Genomic DNA, 12,895 nt, shown 5'->3' with positions numbered 1-12,895 from the left:
ATAATATGGTCGGTCAACGTACATCTTTGGTCTTCACGACGCTTCGCGGACAGCTTGATGCCAGCGAAGCTGAGCTTGTAGATATCCCGCTGATCCAGCCTGCCGATCCGTTCCTGGACATGGCGGGCGAAGATTTGCGTCGCCGTATCTTTCTCACCGAAAATGAAAATGGCGACAGCCTTTGCCTGCGCCCGGAGTTTACCATTCCGGTCTGCCGCAATCACATTGCGCTCAATGCAGCAACCCCGAAGCGTTATGCCTATCTGGGTGAGGTGTTTCGTCAGCGTCGCGATGGCGCGGCTGAGTTTCTTCAGGCAGGGATCGAGGATCTCGGTGCAACCGATGAAGCGGCATCGGACGCGCGTTCGATTGCTGATGCGCTGGCCTGTGTTCATGCCGCAGCGCCCAATGCCAAGCTTGAAATTGTGCTGGGTGATCAGTCCGTTTTTGCGGGTATGCTGAAAGCCTTGGGACTTCCGCAAGGATGGCGCAAAAAGCTGCTGCGTGCCTTTGGCGATTCCCGTACAATGGAAGCAGCTTTAGCCGAGCTGACTGGCGAACAGCGCACTGACCCGTTGCCGGAACATCTGGCCGGGCTCGTGGCGCAAGGGGACGAGGCAGGGCTGGCACGTATGCTGGAAGCAGAAATGCTCGAAGCTGGCATGTCGCCGGGCGCCGGACGCACGCCGGCGGAAATCGCCCGACGTCTGATCGAGAAGGAAGATCTGGCCGCGGCCCGTTTCCCTTCATCTGCGCTGGATGTGCTGAAGCGTTTCCTCTCGACCCGCGTTTCGCTTGAAACAGCGGGCATCACGCTGCGGGCTTTTGCTGCTGATAATGCGCTTGATCTGAGCGCCGTTCTGCAAAAGTTTGAAGCGCGCGCAGATGCTATCATTGCAGCCGGTATTCCTGCCGAAGATATTGTCTACGATGCGTCTTTCGGACGTCCGCTCGATTACTATACGGGCCTTGTTTATGAAATCCGTCAGGCGGGCGGCGACAAAGATAAGGTGCTGGCCGGTGGCGGTCGTTACGATCGGCTGTTGACCATGCTGGGTGCATCCGAAAACATTCCGGGCGTTGGTTTTTCAATCTGGCTCGACCGGCTCGAGGCATTGAGCGGAGAACAATCATGACTGTAACGCTCGCACTTCCGTCCAAGGGACGGCTGAAAGAGCAGACGCTCGCCGTGCTGGAAAAGGCCGGATACAGGGTTGTTCTGCCAGATGACTCGCGCAATTACCGGGCGCGAGTTGATGGTGACAACGATCTCGACATTCTGTTTTTGTCGGCGTCGGAAATTGCACGTGAACTTGGCTATGGCAGCGTTGATCTGGGCGTGACGGGTGAAGACCTTGTTCGTGAAACGCTCGCCCATGCCGATGAGCGCGTGTCGATTGAGGCAGAGCTTGGTTTTGGCCATGCGGATGTTGTGGTTGCTGTGCCTGAAGTCTGGCGCGATGTGACGACCATGGCCGACCTTGATGATGTGGCTGCCGATTTCCGCCAGCGTCATGGTCGCCGTCTGCGCATTGCCACGAAATACTGGCGTCTGACACAGCAGTTCTTCTCACAGAAGCACGGTATTCAGGTCTATCGCATCGTTGAAAGTCTGGGTGCAACCGAAGGCGCGCCTGCGGCGGGTTCGGCAGATATGATTGTCGATATTACCTCGACCGGCTCAACGCTGACTGCAAACAAGCTTAAAGTGTTGGAAGATGGCATTATCCTGCGTTCGCAGGCTTGTCTCGTTTCAGCACGTCGCAGTGAAGCCAATGCAAAAGTGGCGGAGGTTGTTTCGCGTATTCGCAACGGTTTGGCTGGCTAATAGTATAATGGTGAATTTAAAAAGCCGGTCTGAGATTCAGACCGGCTTTTTTGTTTTAATTTTTCGGCTTGCTGCCAATCAAGCCGTAATAGGCGATGTAGATGTAGCAGATGATTGGCATCAGGAATGCCAGATGAATGCCGACTTTATCTGCCAGCGCGCCCTGAATCAGTGGGATGATCGCGCCACCCACAATGGCCAGACACAGAATGCCCGAACCCTGACTGGTGTGTTTTCCAAGACCATGCAGCGCCAGGCTGAAGATCGTCGGGAACATGATCGAGTTGAATAGACCGATTGCGAGAACCGACCACATCGCGACATGTCCTGTGGTTGCAACGGTGATAAGCAGCAGGATGATGGCCACGAGCGCATTGAAAGCTAGCGCCTTGCCGTCATCAATATAGCGCATGGCAATTGCACCGATAAAGCGTCCGAGCATTGCGCCGCCCCAGAAATAGGAAACGTAATGTGCCGCCTCAGATTCGGCCAGACCCGCAACATTGGGATCATTGAGGAAGTTGACGAGGAAGCTGCCTACGCTGACCTCTGCGCCGACATAGACGAACAGGCCGATCGAACCCAAGACCAGATGGCGATATTGCCAGGCTGAGCCATCTTCCTTGGTCAGGACCGCTTCTTCTTCCTGAACGTCAGGTAGCTTCAGGATCGCGAAAACGATTGCAAGAACTGCGAAAGCCAATGCGAGCATGAGATAAGGGAACTGAACGGCATCTGCTTGTGCAGAGCTTGCCGCATCGCTGGTGGCTGCAGACAGGATCAGGAGTGCACCGAAGGATGGGGCGACGGTTGTCCCGAGAGAGTTGAAGGCCTGTGTCAGCGTCAGACGGCTGGCCGCTGTTTCAGGTTTGCCGAGAATAGTGACATAAGGATTCGCCGCCACCTGAAGAGTCGTCACGCCTGAAGCCAGCACGAAAAGCGCGCCGAGGAAAAGTTCATAAACGCGATAAGATGCCGCTGGAATGAACAGCGCACAACCAATGGCTGCAATCACCAGGCCGGTCACAATACCCCATTTATAGGAGATGCGTTTGACGAGTGCGCCAGCAGGCAGCGAGACGATGAAGTAAGCGCCGAAGAAGCAGAACTGGATCAGCATCGACTGGAAGTAGTTGAGCTGAAAAACGCCCTTGAGGTGTGGGATCAAAATGTCGTTGAGACACGTGATAAAACCCCACATGAAAAAGAGCATGGTAAGGCTGGCAAGTGCAAAGCTGTAATTATTGCCCTGATGGGCAGCAGCACGAGGCTGACTGTTCGTTGTGGGGGAAACGGCCATTTTTTCTCTACAAGCTAAGTTATGAGACTTGTCTGGGAGGAAGACAGGTCTATCAAAATGAAAATAGGCGGTTGCATTATCTTACAAGTTCGCCCGACGCAATATTACCGCAGCTCAAGTAACAGTTCTGTGTCTTGATAGGGCTGATGCTAAAAAGCCGTGCTGATGAAGCACGGCTTTTCAAAGTCAGGCATGAGAGCGGAAATTAGCCACGCTTTGCGTCGATCGAGATCGAGCCTGCGCCCTGCAGTGCGAGAAGGATAAGGCCACCAGCGATGGCGAGGTTCTTCTGCGCCATCAGAGCATTCATGCCTTCGGCGAAGTTCATGTGAGCAACGAGTGTCGCGCCGATGGTGAGCAGCGCAACGATTGCAGCAGCAATACGGGTCTGGAAACCGACAAGAATGGCAAGGCCGCCGACAAACTCAACCAGACCAACGATAACAGCTGTTACAGTTGGAACCGGAAGGCCCAGGCCAGCAAAATAACCAGCTGTGCCGGAAATCGCAGTCAGCTTACTGAAACCAGCGAGAATGAACAGGATGGAAAGGAAGACGCGTGCGACGAGCGTCGCAAGACCGTTGCTCTGAGGAGTAATCGAGGACATTTTTGGTATCTCCAAATGAATATGAGCTACGAGTTAAACGGTTAGAACTGTCAAGGAAAGATAGATATTCCTCGACAGTTTGTTCGATTATCGTGAACAGTTATTCCGGAGCGATCATCTTCTCTGCGCGGACAAGACGTTCATAGTCTTCTTCCGAGACATGCCCACTCTTTAATGCTTCTTCGCGCAAGGTCGTACCGTTTTTATGTGCGGTCTTCGCAATCTTGGCGGCATTGTCGTAGCCGATGGCGGGAGCCAAAGCGGTGACGAGCATCAGCGAGCGATCGAGAAGATCCTTGATGCGATCTTCATTGGCTTCAATGCCCTCCACGCAATGATCTGCAAAGGAAACCATGGCGTCGCTCAGGATTCGGATCGACTGCAGCACGTTATAGGCAATGACCGGCTTGAAGACGTTTAACTCGAAATGACCTTGGCTTGCGGCAACCGTCACAGTTGTTTGATTGCCAAAGACCTGTGTTGCAACCATTGTCAGAGCTTCAGCCTGCGTCGGATTAACCTTTCCGGGCATGATCGATGAGCCGGGTTCATTTTCTGGCAGTGAAAGTTCACCGAGGCCCGAGCGCGGGCCAGAGCCTAGGAAACGAATGTCATTTGCGATTTTGAAGAGATCAGCGGCCAGCGCGTTGAGGCTACCGTGGAAATTTGCAAGCGCTCCATGGCTGGCAAGAGCCTCAAACTTGTTTGGCGCGGTTTTGAAGCTGAGGCCAGTGATTTCGCTCACTGCATCGGCAAAGCCGGTATCGAAGCCCTTCGGTGCATTGAGGCCGGTACCCACTGCGGTGCCGCCCTGCGCCAGCAGGAAAACGTCGGCGAGCGACTGTTCAATGCGATGACGCGCATATTCAAGTGCTGCGCGATAGCCAGAGAATTCCTGACCGAGTGTGACGGGCGTTGCATCCTGCGTATGGGTGCGGCCAATCTTGATGATGTGCTCGAACGCGTCTTCCTTATCCTTGAGCGCTTTGGTGAGGCGTGTCAGAGCAGGATAGAGGCGTTGAACAGTTTCAACCGCCGTCGCGATATGGATTGCAGTCGGGAAAGTGTCATTCGAAGACTGGCTCATATTGACGTGGTCATTGGGATGGACTGGCTTTTTCGAACCTAGCTCGCCGCCCAGAAGCTCAATTGCTCGATTGGAAATAACTTCGTTCGCGTTCATGTTCGACTGCGTGCCGGAGCCAGTTTGCCAGACAACCAGCGGGAAATGATCATCAAGCTTGCCTTCAATCACTTCTGAAGCAGCAACGGCGATGACCTGTCCCAGAACCGGATCAAGCTTGCCAAGCGCAATATTGGTTTCAGCTGCCGCGCGCTTCACAACGCCCAATGCATGGACGAGGGGGAGGGGCATACGCTCGCCACCAATTTTGAAGTTTTGCAAAGAGCGCTGAGTTTGTGCACCCCAGTAACGATCCGAGGCAACGTCGATCGGTCCGAACGTATCTGTTTCGGTACGCGTGGCAGTCATCTTCAGTCTCCGGCTCTGGTTTCAGGTAGGAAGCGCCTATCTGTCGATTCGAGAATAACAGCATTGGGAAATTATGGGCTACGCAATGCATCTATGGTAACGCTTTGACGCATATTTCAATCTGATTTAATCAGATCGAAATATGCGTTAAATTTTCATTTTAACGCGCATCTTTTCCAAAAACCGCTTCACACTTTTTGGGATGCGCTCTAACACGTAACCATTTGATAAAATATGATTATAAAAGTCAAATTTTATTGAGTGTTATACCGTATCAAAATCTAGTTATCATCGCTGTCGTCATCACCGTCATCGGTTTCCGAAATCCACGCAGTCGGCTCGACTTTTTGCTGTGTCTTACTATCGGTGAAAATCCACCAGCCAGTGTCCGTTTCATCCCAGTCACCGCCGCCAGCTTTCAGCTTATCGAGCGAGCGATACTGGCCAACCGACTCATTGCGCTGATCGTCGTCATCGATCCAGACCACGGTTATTTTGCGACCATCTTGTGGAGCAGTCGCTATCGGTAGTTCTTTGCGCATATGATTATCCAATCTCAGTTAAGTTCAGATAATCATAGGGCGAAACGGCATTGCGACAAGCCGGGATAGCCCGGCTTGTCATCAATTAATTATCCGAGGCGAGCGGCTTTTAAAGCGTGGCCCCACCATGCCAATTGATCGAGCATGTTCTTGGCTGCTTCGGCGAGATGTGGGAAATCATCCAGCGTGTTCTCTTTTTTGACAACGGCAAGGTAGTCCGGGAACAGGATATGAACGCCGGTCTTGACCGACATGGATGACATCTCAACTGCGATCATCCGCAGCTGTTCGACAGCGCGAGCACCGCCAACGCCGCCATGACCGACAAACCCCATTGGCTTCTGAATCCAGTCACCATAATCGATGGCGTTTTTCAGAACCGCCGTCGGCGCATGGTTATATTCGGCGGCAGTGAGGATGTAGGCGTCAAACTCGCGAAGCTTGGTTTTCCACTTGTCGGCGGTCTCCGCCTGTGCGGTTGTCGTTGCACTATCGCCATAAAAGCCCATCGGGTAATCGGCAAGATCCAGAACTTCAACCTCGAATTCAGGGCGTTTAGCGGCAACTTTCGCAATCCATTCTGCGGATACAGGGGAGAAACGCTGTTCGCGGGTGCTGCCGATAATCACAGCGACTTTTAGCTTGCTCATGGGTGCTTCCTTTTAGATGGTAACCAATGGAGACTGAGGCTATACTGGTGACTGGATATAGCGCAAGGAGGCACTTTTATGAAACCCGGTGACTTCAAGGAAACCAGTGCTTGCAGGGCTGTGACCGATATTTTGTCGCGCGTGGGTGATAAGTGGACAGTTCTGGTTGTGAGTTATCTTGGCAATGGTCCAATGCGCTTTAATGAGCTGCGCCGCACGGTGAACGGTATTTCTCAGAAAATGCTGACGACAACGCTGCGCAATCTGGAGCGGGACGGGTTTGTCTCGCGAACTGTTTTCCCGACGATCCCGCCCAAGGTGGAATATGAACTGACGGAATTGGGGCGCGATTTGCTGAAGCCTGTCCGTGCTTTGGGTGAATGGGCCATTGCCAATGAAGCGAATGTCATGATGGCGCGGGTGCGTTATGACGCGCGTGCGTCGGGCCGCGATTATAATCAGGCTGAAGCTGCGGAATGAGCAGTCGATGAGCCTTATAGTGTAAAAGTGGAAAGGCAGGCTCGCGCCTGCCTTTCCTGTTGCCTGAGACAGGACTTCCAAAGTGCGGGGGCAAACAGGAAGTCCATCTCGTATCGATAGCGATTGACCATGAAAACTGCAGAATGTAAATCAGAAAATGCTAAAATAATCGCAGCTTCCTTAGTAAAGCCTGCGATAGGTAAATTTTCTATAAATCACAAAGAGTTACACAATGTAAGAAAAGCAATCGAAGACTGCTTTTCTCCCAATTTTATACCTTAAATCTTGTTCGTCACTTGCTGTGTGAAGAAGTGCCGAGTTTTAAAAAAGGCATAAAAAAACCTCCGGCCCAGACCGAAGGTTTTTCTTTTACAAGCCGTATTGTCGCGGCCGCACAGGCGAAGTCGCCTGTGCTGCGCAATACTCGGATGGATTTCTTAGAAATCCATGCCGCCCATGCCGCCCATACCGCCAGGCATGCCAGCAGGAGCTGCATCCTTCTTAGGCAGTTCAGCAATCATGGCTTCAGTCGTGATCAGGAGACCAGCAACCGATGCTGCATTCTGCAGAGCGGTGCGAACAACCTTAACCGGGTCAACAACGCCAGCCTTGATCAGGTCGCCGAATTCGCCATTGGCTGTGTTGTAGCCATAGGTGTCCGAGCCGTTTTCAAGGATCTTGCCAACGATAACCGAAGCTTCTTCACCAGCATTGGTCGTGATCTGGCGAGCAGGAGCCTGCAGAGCGCGACGAACGATGTTGATGCCAGCTTCCTGGTCAGGGTTTGCACCCTTAGCAGCGATCTGCGACGAAGCGCGGAGCAGAGCAGTACCACCACCAGCAACAATACCTTCTTCAACCGCAGCGCGGGTTGCGTTCAGGGCGTCGTCAACGCGGTCCTTCTTTTCCTTAACTTCGATTTCAGTTGCACCGCCAACGCGGATAACTGCAACGCCACCAGCGAGCTTAGCAAGACGTTCCTGAAGCTTTTCGCGGTCGTAGTCAGAAGTGGTTTCTTCAACCTGCTGCTTGATCTGCGAAACGCGTGCGTCGATTTCAGCCTTCTGGCCTGCACCATCAACGATCGTGGTGTTTTCCTTGGTGATCGAAACTTTCTTCGCACGGCCGAGCATGTCGAGCGTAACGGTTTCAAGCTTGATGCCGAGATCTTCGGAGATAACCTGACCGCCGGTGAGGATCGCGATGTCTTCGAGCATTGCCTTGCGGCGATCGCCGAAGCCAGGAGCCTTAACAGCAGCAATCTTCAGGCCGCCACGCAGCTTGTTGACAACGAGTGTTGCAAGCGCTTCGCCTTCTACGTCTTCAGCGATGATGACGAGTGGCTTCGATGTCTGAACAACAGCTTCGAGCACTGGCAGAAGAGCCTGCAGGTTCGAAAGCTTCTTTTCGTGCAGAAGGATGTATGCGTCTTCGAGATCAGCAACCATCTTGTCTGGGTTGGTGACGAAGTATGGCGACAGGTAGCCGCGGTCGAACTGCATGCCTTCAACGACTTCGAGTTCGGTTTCAGCGGTCTTGGCTTCTTCAACCGTGATCACGCCTTCGTTGCCGACTTTCTGCATCGCTTCAGCGATCATCTTGCCGATTTCGGCTTCGCCGTTAGCGGAGATGGTGCCAACCTGAGCAACTTCTTCCGAAGTGTTGATCTTCTTGGCCTTGCCGAGAAGGTTTGCAACAACTTCAGTGACTGCGAGGTCGATACCGCGCTTCAGGTCCATCGGGTTCATGCCGGCAGCAACAGCTTTTGCGCCTTCCTGAACGATAGCCTGGCCGAGAACCGTCGCAGTGGTCGTGCCGTCACCGGCAGTGTCGTTAGTCTTGGAAGCAACTTCGCGCAGCATCTGTGCGCCCATGTTTTCGAACTTGTCTTCGAGTTCGATTTCCTTAGCGACCGATACGCCGTCCTTGGTGATGCGTGGAGCGCCGAAGGACTTGTCGATAACAACGTTACGACCCTTAGGGCCGAGCGTTACCTTAACAGCGTCAGCGAGGATATCGACGCCGCGCAGCATCTTTTCGCGCGCTGTGCGACCGAACTTTACGTCTTTAGCAGCCATTTTACTCTCCTGGGAAATGTCCCGGTCAGATTATGGTGAATTGAAATTCAGGCGGTAACTAAACTCTGGCTTCGCCGATACCGGCGCGAGCCCGAAAAATTAGCCAACGATGCCCAAAATGTCGGATTCTTTCATGATCAGCAGATCTTCGCCGCCGATCTTAACTTCTGTGCCCGACCATTTGCCGAACAGAACCTTGTCGCCAGCCTTCACTTCGAGAGCGATCAGCTTGCCTGCTTCGTCACGAGCGCCAGCGCCAACAGCGACGATTTCGCCTTCCTGTGGCTTTTCTTTAGCGGTGTCCGGGATGATGATCCCGCCAGCGGTCTTAGCTTCCGATTCAACGCGACGAACGACGACGCGGTCATGAAGCGGGCGGAACTTGATATCAGCCATGGTATAACCCTTGGTGTTATAGACGTTGAACCCTGTTAACGGATCGAACCGATCCGCGCTTGTTAGCACTCGATCTATCTGAGTGCTAACGTACCCAAGAGATAGAATTGGTCTTATTCTTTGTCAAGGATCGTTGCCGTTTTTTGACGAAAGCAAAAAATAATTTTTGCTTAATGGAGATTTCGCGCTGTGAAAGCCCGATGGCGTCGCATGTGGGGACTATACTGGCGTGTGGCAAGGCAGGCGGAAAAATATCCACCAACCCATGGCTACTTGCAGGGTTATGGTCAGGAATCGGTCAGTTTGGTTAACGATGTCTGTGCCCGGTCAAGCCTGATGGGGGAAGGCCAGGATTGAACACAATCCGTTCATTTGGACGCAGAGCGTTGCAAGCGTGGTGACAGAGCGGGCTCATTCTTGTAGAGGAAACCGCATGGTGCGCTTGCGCATTGTCCGACTTAACCGGCAAGAGGCCGGACCCAGCATATTGAGGAAAACAATGAAGCTGCCTGAACGCCTGGACGATCTGACGGATGGATATGATGCGATCTTCTGTGATGTCTGGGGTGTTTTGCACAATGGCGAAGTGGCTTTTGCAACTGCGGTCGCAGCACTCAAGCGCGCGCGCGCCAAGGGCATTACGGTTATTCTGGTTACCAATGCACCGCGTCCGTTTGGCAGCGTGATCGCACAGATGACGCTGCTTGGCGTGCCGGAAGACGCCTACGACCGTGTTGTTACATCTGGCGATGTCACCCGCGATCTGATTGTCGAAGGCCCGCGCAAGATTTTCCATATCGGCAGCGAGCGCGAATTGGCGATCTACGAAGGCCTCGATGTCGAACTGGTCGAAGAGTTTGAAGCCGCTGGTGTCGTCTGTACCGGACTTTATGATGACGAAACCGAAACACCAGAAAATTACGCGGAATTGCTTCAACGCCTTCGCTCACGCAACCTGCCTCTGATTTGCGCAAATCCCGATATTATGGTTGAGCGCGGTCCGCGACTCATCTGGTGCGCGGGTGCGCTGGCGCGTGAATATAGCCAGCTCGGCGGTCGCACACTGATTGCCGGCAAGCCGCATCGTCCGATTTATGAAGCGGCTTCAAAGGCGGTCGAGGAAATTCGTGGTCGTCCCGTTGATAAGTCCCGTATACTGGGCATCGGCGATGGTGTGCTGACAGACGTAAAGGGCGCTGCGGATTACGGTCTTGACGTACTCTATATTTCCGGGGGCGTTCATGCTGCCGATTATACGTTGGATGGGAATGTTGATCTCGAGAGAATGACTGCTTTCCTGCAAAAACATGGACATTCTCCAATCGCCTCGCTTTATGCTCTTGTCTGATACCTGTTTCGAGAATCTGCTTCGATCATGACAAAATCTGCTTTTCAGCGTCTTTCAGGAACAGATGCATTGCCGCCTACGCTGCGTAATTGCGTGGTGGCGATTGGCAACTTCGATGGTGTTCATCGCGGTCATCAGGCTGTCCTTGAACGCGCGCTGGAATTGGCAGATCGCGATAATTTGCCCGCAGTGGTGCTGACCTTTGAGCCGCATCCGCGCAGTTTCTTTAAGCCTGATGAGCCGGTCGAGCGGTTAACTGATGCTGCCGAAAAAGCGGAAATCCTTCGGTTCATGGGTTTTAACGCCGTGGTCGAGCAGCCGTTTACGGCTGAGTTCTCGGGCCAGTCCGCTGAGGATTTTGTGCGTAATATCCTCGTCGATCGGCTGCATGCCAGCCGTGTCGTGACTGGCTACGATTTTCATTTCGGTAAAGGTCGGCGCGGTACACCGCAATTTTTGGAGCAAGCTGGGCAGTCTTCGGGCTTCAGCGTATCTCTTGTGGACGCATTTAGCGACGAGGGGGGCAACCTCGTTTCCTCGACGCGTGTTCGCTCGCTCTTATGCGCTGGCGAAGTGTCAGAGGCGGCGGGCCTGCTTGGTTATCGCTATCGTGTGAGTGGCGAAGTCATCCATGGTCAGAAGCTTGGCCGCACCCTTGGTTTTCCGACCGCTAACATGGTGATCGACGATCATGTCAGTCTGAAGCACGGTATTTACGCTGTGCGGTTCCGCCGAGCAGATGGCGTACTGCATGACGGCGTTGCCAGCTTTGGCCGACGTCCAACAGTGGCAAGCGATGGCAAGCCGCTGCTTGAAACCTTTGTTTTTGATTTCACCGGCGATCTCTATGGAGAAATCGTTGAAGTGTCGTTCTTCGGCTATTTGCGCGGTGAAGTGAAATTCGATGGCCTTGATCCGCTGATTGCGCAGATGAAGCGCGACGAAGAAGAATCACGCGCGATTTTGGCGGGTGCAAAACCTTTGTCAGAACTGGATCGACTTCTGTCATTTCCAGCATATTAGTGTTTACTTGCAACACTTGGATAAATATGTGCTGATGTTTCTACCTTTGATTTAAGTTTAATTTTACATATTCCGTTCAACAGTAATAAATATCCTTAAATTTTATGGGGAACTGTTTTCGGAGTTTCATGTGACGCGTATTGTCTCTCTCGCCTTTGTTACAGGCGCCGCATTGTTCGTTGGTCCTCTTTCGGTCATTGCCGCAGATATGCAGCAGACAGATGTTTATGTGACTCAGGAAGTGAAGCCTGCCCGTAAATATCCATGGTCGGGCGATTGGTATCTCAAGATCGGCGCAGCCGGAATGATTGCGCCGAAGTTTGAGGGATCAAACAAGTACCGCTTTTCAGGACAACCATTGATTTCTCTTGGCCGTCAGGGTGAAGCAGAGCGTTTTTCATCGCGCAATGACAATGCGGCCTTTGCTTTCATCGATACGGATCGTTTCCGTGCCGGTGCAGTCGGCAAGCTGATGTTCAAGCGAGATACCGATATTGACGGTCTGCATGAAACGAAATTTGGTGGTGAAGCCGGTGGTTTCGTTGATGTCTATCCAACCGACTGGCTGCGCGTTCGCGGCGAAGTGCGCCACGGTATCCGTGCGCATAAGGGCGTTGTTGCCGATATTGCGGCGGATGCGTTTTATGACGTGACGCCAGTTGTGCGCGTTTCGGCTGGACCGCGCGCTACCTTCGCTTCCAAAGATTATATGCGCACTTACTATGGTGTGACGGCTGAAGAAGCTGTGGCTTCTGGCCTGAAAGAATATCGCCCGGGCGGCGGTTGGGAATCAGTCGGCGTTGGAGGTGCTGTTACCTGGCGCGCAACTGACAAGATCGATACGAGTCTTTTTGCAGAATATAATCGTCTTCAGGATAAAGCCAAAAACTCCAGCATCGTGAAAGATCATGGTTCGCCGAACCAGTTCACAGTCGGCGTATCTGCGACCTATCGTTTCGATTTCTCGCTGGATTGATCAAACTAAGCCAATCTGTAAAGTTTTCAATCTGTGAAGTTTATTGGGGCAGGGCTGCAAGTTTATTGCGCCCTGCCTCTTTATTCCTGCGAAGGTCATTGCTAAAAGCGTGCTCATGATGACGGATTTTCGGCAAATTATTGCGGCCATACGAATTATTGGCCCGGCCTTCCTC

At 52.8% G+C, this 12,895-nt stretch carries 13 protein-coding genes; 6 read left to right on the top strand and 7 right to left on the bottom strand.

Going from position 1 to position 12,895, the window contains the following annotated elements; translation table 11 throughout:
* Positions 1-5 precede the first annotated feature (5 nt).
* Positions 6-1,136, top strand: coding sequence for an ATP phosphoribosyltransferase regulatory subunit (locus tag RI570_RS12220; RefSeq protein ID WP_313828817.1), 1,131 nt, complete (start codon positions 6-8; stop codon positions 1,134-1,136).
* Complete coding sequence (hisG, locus tag RI570_RS12215) at positions 1,133-1,828, top strand: ATP phosphoribosyltransferase (protein ID WP_313828815.1); 696 nt, start codon at positions 1,133-1,135, stop codon at positions 1,826-1,828. Before RI570_RS12220 ends, hisG begins: the two co-directional genes overlap by 4 nt.
* Before the next feature lie 55 nt (positions 1,829-1,883).
* Here the strand turns inward: hisG and RI570_RS12210 are convergent, their stop codons facing one another.
* The 5 genes from RI570_RS12210 to RI570_RS12190 all read right to left on the bottom strand — a co-directional run bounded on the left by RI570_RS12210 (position 1,884) and on the right by RI570_RS12190 (position 6,419).
* Positions 1,884-3,128 (bottom strand): sugar MFS transporter, encoded by a 1,245-nt coding sequence (locus RI570_RS12210; RefSeq protein WP_313828813.1) that lies wholly within the window; start codon positions 3,126-3,128, stop codon positions 1,884-1,886.
* Between the two features lie 205 nt (positions 3,129-3,333).
* Positions 3,334-3,735, bottom strand: a complete 402-nt coding sequence (locus tag RI570_RS12205) for a DoxX family protein (protein WP_313828812.1) — start codon at positions 3,733-3,735, stop codon at positions 3,334-3,336.
* Positions 3,736-3,835: 100 nt separating this feature from the next.
* Positions 3,836-5,227: a class II fumarate hydratase gene (gene fumC / locus RI570_RS12200; RefSeq protein WP_313828811.1), complete on the bottom strand. Its 1,392-nt coding sequence runs from the start codon at positions 5,225-5,227 to the stop codon at positions 3,836-3,838.
* A 281-nt stretch (positions 5,228-5,508) separates the two neighbouring features.
* Positions 5,509-5,769, bottom strand: coding sequence for a hypothetical protein (locus RI570_RS12195; RefSeq protein WP_313828810.1), 261 nt, complete (start codon positions 5,767-5,769; stop codon positions 5,509-5,511).
* A gap of 89 nt (positions 5,770-5,858) precedes the next feature.
* Positions 5,859-6,419 carry an NAD(P)H-dependent oxidoreductase gene (locus RI570_RS12190; protein WP_313828809.1) on the bottom strand — a complete coding sequence of 187 codons (561 nt, stop codon included), beginning with the start codon at positions 6,417-6,419 and terminating at the stop codon, positions 5,859-5,861.
* A 78-nt stretch (positions 6,420-6,497) separates the two neighbouring features.
* On the opposite strand from RI570_RS12190, the gene RI570_RS12185 reads away from it, so the two are divergent.
* Positions 6,498-6,899 (top strand): helix-turn-helix domain-containing protein, encoded by a 402-nt coding sequence (locus RI570_RS12185; protein WP_313828808.1) that lies wholly within the window; start codon positions 6,498-6,500, stop codon positions 6,897-6,899.
* Between the two features lie 437 nt (positions 6,900-7,336).
* Here RI570_RS12185 and groL read toward each other — a convergent pair whose 3' ends face one another.
* Together groL and groES are read right to left on the bottom strand one after the other, a co-directional pair.
* Complete coding sequence (gene groL / locus RI570_RS12180; protein WP_313828807.1) at positions 7,337-8,977, bottom strand: chaperonin GroEL; 1,641 nt, start codon at positions 8,975-8,977, stop codon at positions 7,337-7,339.
* A gap of 99 nt (positions 8,978-9,076) precedes the next feature.
* Positions 9,077-9,373, bottom strand: a complete 297-nt coding sequence (groES, locus tag RI570_RS12175; protein ID WP_006472506.1) for a co-chaperone GroES — start codon at positions 9,371-9,373, stop codon at positions 9,077-9,079.
* Between the two features lie 499 nt (positions 9,374-9,872).
* On the opposite strand from groES, the gene RI570_RS12170 reads away from it, so the two are divergent.
* The 3 genes from RI570_RS12170 to RI570_RS12160 all read left to right on the top strand — a co-directional run bounded on the left by RI570_RS12170 (position 9,873) and on the right by RI570_RS12160 (position 12,720).
* On the top strand, positions 9,873-10,721 hold the full coding sequence (locus tag RI570_RS12170; RefSeq protein WP_313828806.1) for a TIGR01459 family HAD-type hydrolase: 849 nt from the start codon (positions 9,873-9,875) through the stop codon (positions 10,719-10,721).
* Between the two features lie 27 nt (positions 10,722-10,748).
* Positions 10,749-11,744, top strand: a complete 996-nt coding sequence (locus tag RI570_RS12165) for a bifunctional riboflavin kinase/FAD synthetase (RefSeq protein WP_313828805.1) — start codon at positions 10,749-10,751, stop codon at positions 11,742-11,744.
* A 130-nt stretch (positions 11,745-11,874) separates the two neighbouring features.
* The gene (locus RI570_RS12160) at positions 11,875-12,720 is read left to right on the top strand and encodes a MipA/OmpV family protein (protein WP_409558665.1); all 846 of its coding nucleotides are present in this window, start codon (positions 11,875-11,877) and stop codon (positions 12,718-12,720) included.
* Positions 12,721-12,895 lie beyond the last annotated feature (175 nt).

It is taken from the genome of Brucella pseudogrignonensis, from assembly GCF_032190615.1.
GTDB lineage: Bacteria > Pseudomonadota > Alphaproteobacteria > Rhizobiales > Rhizobiaceae > Brucella > Brucella pseudogrignonensis_B.
This window is presented reverse-complemented; position numbering and strand designations above follow the sequence as displayed.

Coding starts and splice junctions, on each gene's coding strand:
- RI570_RS12220 (WP_313828817.1), top strand. CDS start 6: ATGGTCGGTCAACGTACATCTTTGGTCTTCACGACGCTTCGCGGACAG.
- hisG (WP_313828815.1), top strand. CDS start 1,133: ATGACTGTAACGCTCGCACTTCCGTCCAAGGGACGGCTGAAAGAGCAG.
- RI570_RS12210 (WP_313828813.1), bottom strand. CDS start 3,128: ATGGCCGTTTCCCCCACAACGAACAGTCAGCCTCGTGCTGCTGCCCAT.
- RI570_RS12205 (WP_313828812.1), bottom strand. CDS start 3,735: ATGTCCTCGATTACTCCTCAGAGCAACGGTCTTGCGACGCTCGTCGCA.
- fumC (WP_313828811.1), bottom strand. CDS start 5,227: ATGACTGCCACGCGTACCGAAACAGATACGTTCGGACCGATCGACGTT.
- RI570_RS12195 (WP_313828810.1), bottom strand. CDS start 5,769: ATGCGCAAAGAACTACCGATAGCGACTGCTCCACAAGATGGTCGCAAA.
- RI570_RS12190 (WP_313828809.1), bottom strand. CDS start 6,419: ATGAGCAAGCTAAAAGTCGCTGTGATTATCGGCAGCACCCGCGAACAG.
- RI570_RS12185 (WP_313828808.1), top strand. CDS start 6,498: ATGAAACCCGGTGACTTCAAGGAAACCAGTGCTTGCAGGGCTGTGACC.
- groL (WP_313828807.1), bottom strand. CDS start 8,977: ATGGCTGCTAAAGACGTAAAGTTCGGTCGCACAGCGCGCGAAAAGATG.
- groES (WP_006472506.1), bottom strand. CDS start 9,373: ATGGCTGATATCAAGTTCCGCCCGCTTCATGACCGCGTCGTCGTTCGT.
- RI570_RS12170 (WP_313828806.1), top strand. CDS start 9,873: ATGAAGCTGCCTGAACGCCTGGACGATCTGACGGATGGATATGATGCG.
- RI570_RS12165 (WP_313828805.1), top strand. CDS start 10,749: ATGACAAAATCTGCTTTTCAGCGTCTTTCAGGAACAGATGCATTGCCG.